The 11,946-nt window shown below is 69.8% G+C and carries 9 protein-coding genes and 3 tRNA genes; 7 read left to right on the top strand and 5 right to left on the bottom strand.

Going from position 1 to position 11,946, the window contains the following annotated elements; translation table 11 throughout:
* Nucleotides 1-56: 56 nt before the first annotated feature.
* Nucleotides 57-129, bottom strand: a tRNA-Arg gene (locus tag ACSDQ9_RS08365).
* A 180-nt stretch (nt 130-309) separates the two neighbouring features.
* Here ACSDQ9_RS08365 and ACSDQ9_RS08370 point away from each other — a divergent pair.
* Complete coding sequence (locus tag ACSDQ9_RS08370; RefSeq protein WP_435145965.1) at nt 310-2,193, top strand: phosphoenolpyruvate carboxykinase (GTP); 1,884 nt, start codon at nt 310-312, stop codon at nt 2,191-2,193.
* A gap of 61 nt (nt 2,194-2,254) precedes the next feature.
* On the opposite strand, the gene ACSDQ9_RS08375 is transcribed toward ACSDQ9_RS08370, so the two are convergent.
* Nucleotides 2,255-2,343 (bottom strand) — tRNA-Ser (locus ACSDQ9_RS08375).
* A gap of 216 nt (nt 2,344-2,559) precedes the next feature.
* Here ACSDQ9_RS08375 and ACSDQ9_RS08380 point away from each other — a divergent pair.
* On the top strand, nt 2,560-4,590 hold the full coding sequence (locus tag ACSDQ9_RS08380) for an LCP family protein (RefSeq protein ID WP_435145966.1): 2,031 nt from the start codon (nt 2,560-2,562) through the stop codon (nt 4,588-4,590).
* A gap of 128 nt (nt 4,591-4,718) precedes the next feature.
* On the opposite strand, the gene ACSDQ9_RS08385 is transcribed toward ACSDQ9_RS08380, so the two are convergent.
* Together ACSDQ9_RS08385 and ACSDQ9_RS08390 are read right to left on the bottom strand one after the other, a co-directional pair.
* Nucleotides 4,719-5,168 carry a hypothetical protein gene (locus ACSDQ9_RS08385; RefSeq protein ID WP_435145967.1) on the bottom strand — a complete coding sequence of 150 codons (450 nt, stop codon included), beginning with the start codon at nt 5,166-5,168 and terminating at the stop codon, nt 4,719-4,721.
* Between the two features lie 42 nt (nt 5,169-5,210).
* Nucleotides 5,211-5,293, bottom strand: a tRNA-Ser gene (locus ACSDQ9_RS08390).
* Nucleotides 5,294-5,369: 76 nt separating this feature from the next.
* On the opposite strand from ACSDQ9_RS08390, the gene ACSDQ9_RS08395 reads away from it, so the two are divergent.
* A complete protein-coding gene (locus tag ACSDQ9_RS08395; protein WP_435145969.1) occupies nt 5,370-6,383 on the top strand; it encodes an NAD(P)H-quinone oxidoreductase in 1,014 nt (337 codons plus the stop codon).
* 84 nt (nt 6,384-6,467) lie between these two features.
* Here ACSDQ9_RS08395 and ACSDQ9_RS08400 read toward each other — a convergent pair whose 3' ends face one another.
* Nucleotides 6,468-7,109, bottom strand: coding sequence for a DUF2461 domain-containing protein (locus ACSDQ9_RS08400; protein ID WP_435145971.1), 642 nt, complete (start codon nt 7,107-7,109; stop codon nt 6,468-6,470).
* Nucleotides 7,110-7,186: 77 nt separating this feature from the next.
* Here ACSDQ9_RS08400 and ACSDQ9_RS08405 point away from each other — a divergent pair, with 77 nt between their 5' ends.
* The 4 genes from ACSDQ9_RS08405 to argG all read left to right on the top strand — a co-directional run bounded on the left by ACSDQ9_RS08405 (nt 7,187) and on the right by argG (nt 11,924).
* Nucleotides 7,187-7,966: an HAD-IIA family hydrolase gene (locus tag ACSDQ9_RS08405; protein WP_435145972.1), complete on the top strand. Its 780-nt coding sequence runs from the start codon at nt 7,187-7,189 to the stop codon at nt 7,964-7,966.
* A 92-nt stretch (nt 7,967-8,058) separates the two neighbouring features.
* Nucleotides 8,059-9,264 (top strand): MFS transporter, encoded by a 1,206-nt coding sequence (locus ACSDQ9_RS08410; protein WP_435145974.1) that lies wholly within the window; start codon nt 8,059-8,061, stop codon nt 9,262-9,264.
* Nucleotides 9,265-9,321: 57 nt separating this feature from the next.
* Nucleotides 9,322-10,275: a peptidoglycan-binding protein gene (locus tag ACSDQ9_RS08415; protein ID WP_435145976.1), complete on the top strand. Its 954-nt coding sequence runs from the start codon at nt 9,322-9,324 to the stop codon at nt 10,273-10,275.
* Nucleotides 10,276-10,505: 230 nt separating this feature from the next.
* The gene (gene argG, locus ACSDQ9_RS08420) at nt 10,506-11,924 is read left to right on the top strand and encodes an argininosuccinate synthase (protein ID WP_435145978.1); all 1,419 of its coding nucleotides are present in this window, start codon (nt 10,506-10,508) and stop codon (nt 11,922-11,924) included.
* The last annotated feature ends 22 nt before the right edge of the window (nt 11,925-11,946 follow it).

Here is an 11,946-nt window from a genome sequence, read left to right on the forward strand (position 1 = left end):
CCCGGTCGACCCCGCACAACACGAAGGCCCCGCAGATCACTCTGCGGGGCCAGCTGCGCGCTCGGAGGGACTCGAACCCCCAACCTTCTGATCCGTAGTCAGATGCTCTATCCATTGAGCCACGAGCGCTTCACCCTCAGCCCGGATAACTCCGGAACATCGTGGGCAGTCCCCCACTCTAGACCAGCGCCGACGATGACACCAAACTGAACCCCGGGAACGCTCGGCCAGCCGATTCGCGCGGGAGTCAGCGGCGACTTAGCGTGAGGCCAGACAGCTGTTGTACACCGTCGTACAGGAGAAACGTCCATGACGCTCACCGACCGTCCCCACGCCCACCTCACCCCCGATCCGGCCACCCCCGATCCGGCCAGTACCCTCGAGGGCCTCCCCGTCACCGGCACCCTGCCCCAGCACCCCGGCGTGATCGCCTGGCTGCGCGAGGTCGCCTTCCTCACCCAGCCCGAGGCCATCCACGTCTGCGACGGCTCCCAGGAAGAGGCCGACCGCCTCGCCGACCAGTTGGTGCGGGCCGGCACGCTCGTCCGACTGAACCCCGAGCGACGACCGCACTCGTACCTCGCGCGCACCGACCCGGGCGACGTGGCCCGGGTCGAGCAGTCCACCTACATCTGCTCGGTCGACGAGGGGGACGCTGGCCCGACCAACAACTGGGTCGACCCCGACGAGATGAAGCAGACCCTGCTGCCGTTGTTCCGCGGCTGCATGCGCGGGCGCATCCTGTACGTGATGCCGTTCTGCATGGGCCCGCTCACCCCCGAGGCGAAGTTCGGTGTCGAGATCACCGACTCCCCCTACGTCGTGCTCTCGATGCGCGTCATGACCCGCATGGGCGCCGCCGTCCAGACGGTGCTCGACACACCCCGCCGCGACGGGAGTCACCCGCCCTTCGTCGACTGCCTGCACTCCGTCGGCGCCCCGCTCGCGCCCGGTCAGGCCGACGTGCCCTGGCCCTGCAACCCGACCAAGTACATCGTCCACTTCCCCGAGGAACGCAGCATCGTCAGCTTCGGTTCCGGCTACGGCGGCAACTCGCTGCTCGGCAAGAAGTGCTTCGCGCTGCGCATCGCCTCGGCCATGGCCCGGGACGAGGGCTGGCTCGCCGAGCACATGCTGGTCATCCGGCTCACCGACCGCGAGGGCAGGGCGCACCATGCCGTCGCCGCCTTCCCGTCGGCGTGCGGCAAGACCAACCTCGCCATGCTCGAGCCGACCCTGCCCGGGTGGCGCGTCGAGACCCTCGGCGACGACATCGCCTGGCTGCGCTGGGACGACCAGGGCCGCCTGCGGGCCGTCAATCCCGAGCTCGGATTCTTCGGCGTCGCTCCCGGCACGGGCGAGTCGACCAATCCGGTGGCCATGCGCACGTTGGCGGCCGGCAACACCGTCTTCACCAACGTCGCCCTCACCGACGACGGCGACGTCTGGTGGGAGGGCCACTCGCCGGCACCCGAGCACGCCATCGACTGGCTCGGTGCCGACTGGACCCCACGTTCCGCGGCCAAGGCCGCCCACCCCAACAGCCGCTTCTGCACCCCCCTGACGCAGTGCCCGACCCTGCACCCCGACTGGGACGATCCGGCTGGCGTGCCGATCGACCTGATCATTTTCGGCGGACGACGCGGCTCCACGGTGCCGCTGGTGAGCGAGGCGCGTGACTGGGCCCACGGGGTGTTCCTGGGTGCCACCCTGTCGTCGGAGACCACCGCCGCGGCGGCCGGCCAGGTGGGGGTGCTGCGCCGCGATCCGATGGCGATGCTGCCCTTCATCGGCTACCACGTGGGCGACTACTTCGCCCACTGGCTGGCCCAGGACTCCCCCGGCAGGAAGCTGCCGCGCATCTTCCACGTGAACTGGTTCCGCCGCAACGACGACGGCTTCCTGTGGCCGGGCTTCAGCGAGAACTCCCGCGTGCTGGCCTGGATGGTGGCCCGCCTGCAGGGCACCGCGTCGGCCGTCGAGACCCCGATCGGCAACGTGCCGACCCCCGAGGCCCTCGACCTGTCGGGGCTCGATCTCCCGCCGCACCAGGTGGCCGAGGCGTTGGCCGTCGACCCGGACGAATGGCGTGCCGAGGTGCCGCGGGTGCGCGAATGGCTCGCCTCGCTGGGCGAGCGCGTGCCCGCCGAACTGCACCGGCAGGTCGACGAGCTGGAGCGACGCCTGGGCTGACAATTGGCGAACAAAAACACCACCCCCGGCCAGACCTGACCGGGGGTGGTGTTCGTTGCTGCGGAGGCGGCGGGATTTGAACCCGCGTGTGGCTTGTGACCACTCCCGCTTAGCAGGCGGGCGCCATAGACCTGACTAGGCGACGCCTCCTCCTGACACCGACCCGAGGGTGGCATCGACGGCTCAGACTATCCGACGCCCGCGCGGGCTGCCAACGCGGCAACCCTCAACCTCGCGTGAACGGTCGTGGCATCGGCCATGGGCCTGCTGTGAGTGCGTGCCTATGATGGCCAGCGACACGCCCGCGACCGCAGATGCGTCGGGCAACAGAGCCGTCAACCTCGGGCAACCCAGGGAGGAACAGGGATGAGCGACGACACGTCGGGGTCACCCGACTCGTCCGACCTGCCCGACGACCTCTTCCGCGGGGGGTCCGGGAAGGGCCACGAACGGTGGCAGCGACCGCAGTCGAACTTCGGCGACGAGTTGACCGACGACACCCTGTTCCGCCGCAATCGCCGCCGCGCCGCGCACGACGACGGCTACCCGCAGGCCCAGATCACCACGAATGAGCCCGCCGCTGCCTACGTGCCCAAGCGGGTCGGCGCCGCACCCGCCCCCATCGCGGACGAGGACGCGACCGCCGTTCGTCCCGCCGTCACGCAGGCGACCTCGGCCCAGGCAGACAGCCGGGCGAGCGCGGCCGCCGATCTCGGGGTCGCGGCCACCCCCGAGCCGGACGACGGCACCCCCCGGCACGCGGCCGCCGGAGATTTCCACCGCCACCACCCGTTCACGCGCTCGCTGCTCAAGACCTTGGCGTCGGCGATCATCCCCGGGCTGGGGTTGATCCGCTCCAGGGCCCGCTGGTTGGGGGTCGGCATCACCGCCGTCGTGGTGCTCTCGTTGATCGCCCTCGGCGGCTGGGCGCTGTCCGATCCGGTGGCCGCCGCTGCGACCGCGGTCAAGCCGGCGGTGCTTCGTCCGCTGTCGGTCGCGCTGGTGGTGATCGCCCTGGTGTGGGTGATCGTCATCGTCGGCACCCACCTGATCACCCGACCCCCGCAGCGCACCCGGGCGCAGGCGATCGTCGGCGCCCTGGTGGTGGGCGGCTTGAGCTTCGCGATCGCCGCCCCGATGGCCGTGGCCAGCCGCTACAGCGCCACCCAGGCCGGGCTGGTCGATGGGGTCTTCCAGGCGGGTGACAAGAAGAAGTCGCAGACTCGTCCGACGATCGACACCCAGGGCAAGCCGGCCGACGTGTGGGCCAACAAGCCGCGGTTGAACATTCTGCTGGTCGGTCTCGACAACAACAACGCCCGCAACTACGAAGACAACAACGTGCGCTCCGACACCATGATGGTGGCCTCGATCGACACGGCCACCGGCAACATGGTGATCACCCAGATCCCCCGCAACATGGCCCGAGTGCCGTTCCCCAGCGGCTCGGAGCTGGCCAAGCGCTACCCGCAGGGCTTCTACAACGGCAGCGACGCCAACGACGCCAACTTCTTCGCGAACGCGATCTGGGGGCAGGTTCCCGCCGCCCATCCCGACCTGTTCACCAACACCGACTACAAGGGAGCGGACGCCCTCAAGATGGGCATGGAGGGCGCCCTCGGCCTGAAGATCGACTACTTCGTCGCCCTCAACATCGACGGCCTGGTGGCGCTGATCAATGCGATGGGTGGAGTGCGGCTCAACGTGAACCAGCGCATCCCGATCGGCGGTGACGACGTGCGGGCCCCGTCGGGCTACATCGAGCCGGGCGAGAACAAGCTGCTCAACGGGTACTACGCCATGTGGTACGCCCGGGCGCGGCACGGGCTCGACGGTGGCGACTACTCCCGCATGGGTCGCCAGACCTGCGTGATCAAGGGTGTGCTCGACCAGGCCGACGCCGCCACCATGTTGACCCGCTACGAGGCGGTGGCGAAGGCGTCCGAGAAGATGGTCGAGACCGACATCCCGCAGGATCTGCTGCCAGCCCTGCTCGAACTGGCCGTGCGCGTGCAGAAGGGCAGGCAGGCGCGCGTGCTGTTCGTGCACCAGAAGGACGGGTTCATCACCTACGACCCCGACTACGCGATGATGCGAGCCCGGGTGGCCGCCGCCATCAAGGCCGTCGACACTCAGCCCTCGGGAACGCCGGGAGCGACCTCGTCCGCCTCGAGCACCACCGGAAGCACCGGCGGCAGCACGGCAGGCGGAGCCACCAGCCAGCCCGGCAGCGACCCGACCTCGACCGATCCGACCGGCGAGTCGAGTGTGCCCACCGACGGCACCTCGGGGTCGGCGGGTGGATCGGCCACCCCCGCGCCCGCCGAGAGCCTCGTCGACGCCTGCGCCTGGAACCCCAACGAGGCCGCCAGCGCGTCCGCCTCACCGGGTCGCTGAGCCGAAGCGATCCAGAACGGTCCTCTGGGGGGGAATGTTGTCGAAAAGGACGACATTCGGGCTGGGGGCACCGTTTTGGATCGGGCGGTGCTGGAGACATCACCCCCCCAGGCGCCCCCGGACGACGCTCAGCCGAAGTGGGTGTATCCCCGGTCGGCGTCCAACCGCTCCACTATCTCGGCCTGCAGCCCCTGCATCTGCGGATCGGCCCCGCCCAGCGGCGACCAGATGTGCACCCGCTCGACCTCGCCGTGGCTGATCACCAGGTGTGAACCGTCCTGCGAGGTACCCACCTTGGTGACCTCGTCCCAGCGGCCGCTGCGGTCGGCCTTCGGGCCGAGCACGCGGTAGCCGTCCTCGTCCAACTGCACGCGCACCACGTTGGTCCGGCTGGCGATCCAGGCCGACACCACCAGCACCAGGGCGGCCGCCAGCAGCACGCCCCCGACCACGGTGACCACCAGCGAGGGCCCGGCGAGTTGACCGACGACCACCCCGGCGGCGCCGACGACGCTCATCACGGCCGCGACCACGAAGGCGCGGATCGCCGGACGGGGGCGGAGCACGTAGTCGGCCACGGGTCTCTCCCTACGTTGGGAACGCTGCACGGATACCACCAGCGGCGAGGGTGGGATTCGAACCCACGGAGGTTGCCCTCGGCCGCTTTCAAGGCGGCTGCACTCGTCCACTATGCGACCTCGCCCGAGCGAGAATCCCCGCTCAGGCCGTCATCCTAGCGGCGGCTGCGCCCCGAGGTCGCTCGTGGCAGGCTGGCGGTCATGAGATCGGTCGTCGTCGAGCAGTCCACCCCCGATGAGGAATCGGGTGACCACACCCGCCCACGGCGTCCCGGGCCCGACCAATTGCGCATCGTCGACCAGGAACGGCCCTCCCCCGGCGACGGCGAGGTGCTGGTGCGCACCGTCGCCTCGGGCGTGAATCGGGCCGACCTGCTGCAGCGCCAGGGCTTGTACCCGCCGCCCCGCGGCATCACCCACGTGATGGGGCTCGAGGCCAGCGGAGTGGTCGAGCAGCTGGGCGCCGGGGTGACCGGGCTCGCGGTCGGTGACGAGGTGGTGGCACTGCTGGCCGGTGGCGGTTACGCCGAGTACTTCGTGGCGCCCGCGGGGCAGGTGGTTCGTCCGCCCGCGGGCCTCGATCTGGTGACCGCCGGCACGCTGATGGAGGTGGCCGCCACGGTCGTCTCGAACGCCGACCACGTGCGGCTGAGCCCCGGGGAGACCTTCCTCGTGCACGGCGGCGCCGGCGGCATCGGGTCGTTCGCGATCCAGTACGCCAAGCAGCTGGGTTGCCGGGTGGCCGCCACCGCCGGCACAGCCGCGAAGCTCGACTACTGCCGCGGCCTGGGCGCCGACATCGTCCTCGACTACCACGACGACTGGGTGGCCGGACTCAAGCGAGCCACCGACGGCCACGGCGCCGACGTGATTCTCGACATCATGGCGGCCAAGTACCTCGAGCAGAATCTCGACGCCCTCGCCCGCGACGGACGATGCGTGACCATCGGCATGCAGGGCGGCACGAAGGGCACCCTCGACTTCTCACGACTGCTGGCCAAGCGGGCCACGCTGACCGCCACGGGCCTGCGGTTCCGTTCGGTCGAGCAGAAGTCCGAGATCTGTCGGCGGGTCGCCGAGGTGGTCTGGCCTCTCTACGAACAGGGGACGATCACCCCCGCCCCGATCGAGCGGTTCTCGTTCGACGAGGTGGCGGCGGCGCATGCGCGCCTGGAGTCGGGCGAGGTCAGCGGCAAGCTGGTGCTGGTGCACTGACAACCCGGTGCACTCAAACCCGGGTGCACTCAAACCCCGCGCAGTCAAACCCGGCGCACCCAAACCCCGGGCCCCGCGAAGGGCTCAGTGCTCGCCCTCGGCCAGCGCCTCGTCCAGCCAGTCGATGACCGGTAGCAACGCTCGCCAGTCGCGGCGCACCTGCGAGACGACATGGGCCGGCAGGCTCGGGTAGTGACGGCCCACGGTCAGCGTCTTGTGGCGCAGCAGGTCGGCGCAGGGGTGCTCGGGGTCGAACCCGCGAGGCACCCGCACCAGCGTCTCGCCGCCCACCTCGAAGGCGCGCGGCAGCTCGTCCAGCCGACGACGCAGGGTGCCACCGTCGCCGGCGACGGCATGCCGAAAGGCCTTCAGGGCCGCGGGTTCGGCGTGGTAGAAGCCGCCGCCGGTCATCAGCCCGTCGGCCGACACCTGCACGTACCAGCCCATCGCCGGCCCGATCGGCACCCACGCCCCCTGGTGCGTCTTGTAGGGCGACTTGTCCTTTGAGAAGCGCACGTCGCGATGCGGACGAAACATCCGCGCCTCGCCGAACTCCTCGGCCAACTCGGCGACCACCTGCTCCATCGGGGCCCGCACATGGGCCTCGTAGTCGTCGCGCCGGCTCGACCAGAACTCCCGGGAGTTGTCGAGTTCGAGGTCGCGGTAGAAGTCGAAGGTGGCCTGCGAGAAGGCCGGCGGCTGATCGGCCTGAGGGGTGTCGCTCACCCCTGGGAGTCTAGGTCGCGGTCCGCGATCGCGACGGCTGGCGACGCGGCGAAATCGGGCGGCCCTACAGTGTGGGCATGCGCAACCCACGCGACATCGAATGCTGGCTCACCGACATGGACGGCGTGCTGGTGCACGAGAACGCCGCCATCCCGGGGGCGGCCGACCTGCTGCAGCAGTGGGTCGACACCTCGCACCGCTTCCTGGTGCTCACCAACAACTCGATCTTCACCCCGCGCGACCTCGCGGCCAGGCTCGAGCGCAGCGGCCTCAGCGTGCCCGAGGAGAACCTGTGGACCTCGGCCTTGGCGACCGCCGACTTCCTCGCCAGCCAGCGCCCCGGCGCCCGCCTGTTCGCCATCGGTGAGGCCGGGCTGACCACGGCCCTGCACAATGCGGGCTTCATCCTGACCGAGATCGACGTCGACTACGTCGTGCTCGGCGAGACCCGCACCTACTCCTTCGAGCAGATCACCACGGCCGTCCGGCTGATCTCGAAGGGGGCCAAGTTCATCTGCACCAACCCCGACGCCACCGGCCCCAGCGCCGAGGGTCTGCTGCCGGCCACGGGTGCGGTCGCGGCCATGATCACGGCCGCCACCAACCGTCGTCCCTACGTGGTCGGCAAGCCCAACCCCATGATGTTCCGGTCGGCGCTGAACAAGATCGAGGCGCACTCCGAGAACACCGGCATGATCGGCGACCGCATGGACACCGACATCATCGCCGGCATGGAGGCCGGGTTGTTCACCGTGCTGGTGTTGACGGGCATCACCACCCGCGAGGATCTCGAGCGTTTCCCCTACCAGCCGAGCCTCGTGCTCGATTCGGTGGACGAGCTGCGCCAGCTGCTCTGAGGGGCAGCCCCATTCGTCGCCCGCCCCGATCGCCCCGCCCTGTTCCTCTGGCCCCGTTCGTTTGTCGCAGGCGCCGGCCCTAGACTCGTCCGGTGAAGTTCGGTGCCTATCGCGAGGTCCTGGCCCTGGCGCAGGTGCGCACCATCATCCTGCTCGGCGTGCTCGGGCGGGTCGGCCAGTTCGGCTTCGGGGTGCTGCTCACCGTGCACCTGGTCGAGACCCTCGGCCGCACCTACTCGTCGGCCGGCATCGTCACCGCGGTCTGGACGATCGGCATCGCCGTCTCGGGGCCCTGGCGTGGGTCGCTGCTCGACCGCATTGGACTGCGCCGCACCATGGTGCCCTCGCTGGTCGTGCTCACGCCGGTGTTCCTGGTGCTGCCGTTCGTCCGCTCGTACTGGTTGCTGCTGGTGCTGGCCGGGCTGATGGGCCTGATCATGTTCCCGACCTTCGCCGTGATCCGGCAGGGAGTGATCGCCGCCACGCCACCCGCGATGCGCCGCACGGCCATCTCGCTCGACTCGACGACCGTCGAGATCTGCTTCATGATCGGCCCGGCGCTGGCGGTCTTCCTGGCGACCACGTTCAGCACCACGTGGGCGCTGTTCGGGTTCGGGCTGATCACGATCGTCGGAGCGCTCGCCCCCGTGATCGCGAACTTCCCGATCGTCAGCCCGGACGAGGCCGCCGCCCCCACCGAGACGGTGCGGGACGGCCGGCGCGGCAGGTTCGCGTGGGCGACGCCGCAGGTGCTGGGCATTCTGGCGGCGAGCGGCGTGGCCGGATTCATTCTGGCCGGCACCGACATCGGCGTGGTGGCGGCCCTGCGCGGGCTCGGCTCCCCCGAGCTGATCGGGCTCACGCTGGCCCTGTGGGGGCTCGGCTCGGCGATCACCGGGCTCGCCTACGGCGGCCTGCACCGACCGATTCCCCTGATCTGGCTCGTGCTCGGGCTGGGGCTCACCACCGGACTGGTGGCGCTCGCCAACGATGTCGTCTCCCTGAATGTGTTCCTGCTGCTGGCCGGCGCCTTCTGCGCGCCCACCCTGGTGGCGGCCCAGGACTCGCTGCAGCGGGTGGTGGCGCCCAGTGAGCGCGGCCAGTTGCTGGGCTGGCAGGGCTCGTTCATGACCGCGGGCAACACCATGGCGCCACCGTTGGTGGGCCTCGCGATGGACCTCCGGGGCTGGCACGCCGGCTTCGTGCTCGCGGGTGGGGTCGGGCTCGTCCTCGGGTTGGCACTGCTGGCACTGCAGACGAGCCGCCGACGCGGTCGAACTGCCCCCCTCGCCGCCTAGCGTGCAAGCGGCGGACGATCGTCCGCGCAATCGCAAAGCACGTGGAGAGGCACTTTCATGAAAAGAATCGCCACCGTGATGTTGGCGTTGTTCGCAGCCTTGCTCATGCTCGGCTCATCCCCCGTCCAGGCCGAGGCCGTGACGTTCAAGAGTTGGCCGGTGCTCAAGTCTGGCGCCACCGGCACGCAGGTCACCAGCCTGCAGTACCTGCTCACCGGTCGCGGCGCCGCGACCACCGCCGACGGCTCGTACGGACCCCTGACCGTGTCGGCCGTCAAGAAGTTCCAGTCCTCGAAGGGACTCACCGCCGACGGGGTCACGGGCCCCAACACGTGGTCAGCCCTCACCACCGTGAATGTCCGCTCGGGCAACACGGGAAGTCTGGTGAAGGCCGTCCAGGTGCAGCTTCGCCGCAACGGTCACTCGGTGGCCGTCGACGGCAGCTTCGGGCCCGCCACCCTGAGCGCGGTGAAGGCCTTCCAGAAGGCCAAGGGCCTCAGCGTCGACGGCGTCGTCGGCCCCAACACGTGGCGGGCCATGATCGCTGGGGTGTCCACCGGCACCACCACGACCCGGGCCGCCGCGGCGCGGGCGATGCTGAATGACACGGGCATCACCCTGCTGCACTTCTGCGGACCGGCCGTCGCCAGCCCCCGCCAGAACATTCTCGACACCGCCAATGGTGGCCAGGCCAGCACCGGTGGCGGTGACGTCGGCTACCGCCGGGTCTGGCTGAACACGTCGATGCTGGTGGCGATGCGCGACTTCGGGGTGGGCCACTCCTACCGGGTGACCGCCATTGCCGGCTGCGACCACTCGTCGACCTCGTGGCACTACACGGGCAACGCGATCGACGTCGACCTGATCGACGGCGTCAAGGTCTCGACCACCACCTCGGGCCGCAACGCCGCCGCCAAGCTGAAGAGCTTCTGCGCGGCTCGCGGTGCCACGCAGATCCTGGGCCCGGGCGACGCCGGACACTCGGGTCACGTGCACTGCGGCTGGAAGTGAGCTGACCTCCGCGCCAGTTGGGGCACGCCCGAGGCCTTCCTGGACATTTTCGACCAGAAAGGCCCTCGTGGCTGCCCCAACTGGCGTGGGCCACCGGTGACCACCTGCCCGGGTCACCCCACCCGCTGGTCACCCCCGCTGGCCACCCATCCCCGAGGCCACGCTCCCGCCCCGTCTCAGCACGGAATACTTATTCTGAGTGCGGAATACTTATGCGATACCCTCGGGGCATGTCCAAGGTTCTGACCTCGCTCCCCGCCGGCCACAAGGTCGGCATCGCCTTCTCGGGTGGCCTCGACACCTCGGTGGCCGTCGCCTGGATGCGCGAGAAGGGTGCCATCCCCTGCACCTACACCGCCCACCTGGGCCAGTACGACGAGCCCGACATCGAGTCGGTGCCCGACCGCGCCGGCCAGTACGGCGCCGAGATCTCGCGGCTGGTCGACTGCCGCGAGGCCCTGGTCGAAGAGGGGCTGAGCGCCCTCGCCTGCGGTGCCTTCCACATTCGCTCGGGTGGCCGCGCCTACTTCAACACCACGCCTCTGGGACGAGCCGTCACCGGCACCCTGCTGGTGCGCGCCATGCACGCCGACGACGTACACATCTGGGGCGACGGATCGACCTTCAAGGGCAACGACATCGAGCGGTTCTACCGTTACGGCCTGCTCGCCAACCCCTCGCTGCGCATCTACAAGCCGTGGCTCGACGAAGACTTCGTGCGCGAGCTCGGTGGTCGCCACGAGATGAGCGCCTGGCTCACCGAGCGCGAGCTGCCCTACCGCGACTCGCAGGAGAAGGCCTACTCGACCGACGCCAACATCTGGGGCGCCACCCACGAGGCGAAGACCCTGGAGCACCTCGACGTCTCGCTCGAGACCGTCGAGCCGATCATGGGCGTCAAGTACTGGGATCCCTCGGTCGCCATCGAGACCGAAGACGTCACCGTGCGCTTCGACCAGGGACGACCCGTGGCCATCAACGGGCAGACCTTCGCCTCGGCCGTCGATCTGGTGATGGAGGCCAACACCATCGGTGGTCGCCACGGCCTGGGCATGTCAGACCAGATCGAGAACCGCATCATCGAGGCCAAGAGCCGCGGCATCTATGAGGCTCCGGGTATGGCCCTGCTGTTCATCACCTACGAGCGCCTGCTCAACGCCATCCACAACGAGGACACCCTCGCCAACTACCACTCGCAGGGGCTGCGGCTGGGTCGTCTGCTCTACGAGGGACGATGGCTCGACCCCCAGTCGCTGATGCTGCGGGAGTCGATCACCCGCTGGGTGGCCTCCGCGGTCACAGGCGAGGTGACGGTGCGGCTGCGCCGCGGCGAGGACTGGACCATCGTCAACACCACCGGCCCCTACCTCAGCTACCACCCCGACCGGCTGTCGATGGAGCGCGTCGAGAACGCCGCCTTCGGCCCGACCGATCGCATCGGCCAGCTGACCATGCGCAACCTCGACATCGCCGACACCCGGGAGAAGCTCGAGCTGTATGCCACCCAGGGCCAGCTCGGTGGGGCGCAGGCCAAGCTCGTGGGCGAGCTCGAGACCGGACAGGCCGGCACCATCCCCACCCTGGGGCTGACCACCACCGACGACGAGGAGTCGCTCGACCGCGCGGCCATCGAGTCGGGCGTCGACTGATCCCTGCTGGCCCGCCGCCACC

Origin of the sequence: Aestuariimicrobium soli, assembly GCF_051192575.1 — a bacterium.
GTDB lineage: Bacteria > Actinomycetota > Actinomycetes > Propionibacteriales > Propionibacteriaceae > Aestuariimicrobium > Aestuariimicrobium soli.

What these genes read in the sequence shown, in the direction of transcription:
- ACSDQ9_RS08415 (WP_435145976.1), top strand. Translation starts at nt 9,322, where the DNA reads ATGAAAAGAATCGCCACCGTGATGTTGGCGTTGTTCGCAGCCTTGCTC.
- argG (WP_435145978.1), top strand. Translation starts at nt 10,506, where the DNA reads ATGTCCAAGGTTCTGACCTCGCTCCCCGCCGGCCACAAGGTCGGCATC.
- ACSDQ9_RS08395 (WP_435145969.1), top strand. Translation starts at nt 5,370, where the DNA reads ATGAGATCGGTCGTCGTCGAGCAGTCCACCCCCGATGAGGAATCGGGT.
- ACSDQ9_RS08380 (WP_435145966.1), top strand. Translation starts at nt 2,560, where the DNA reads ATGAGCGACGACACGTCGGGGTCACCCGACTCGTCCGACCTGCCCGAC.
- ACSDQ9_RS08405 (WP_435145972.1), top strand. Translation starts at nt 7,187, where the DNA reads ATGCGCAACCCACGCGACATCGAATGCTGGCTCACCGACATGGACGGC.
- ACSDQ9_RS08370 (WP_435145965.1), top strand. Translation starts at nt 310, where the DNA reads ATGACGCTCACCGACCGTCCCCACGCCCACCTCACCCCCGATCCGGCC.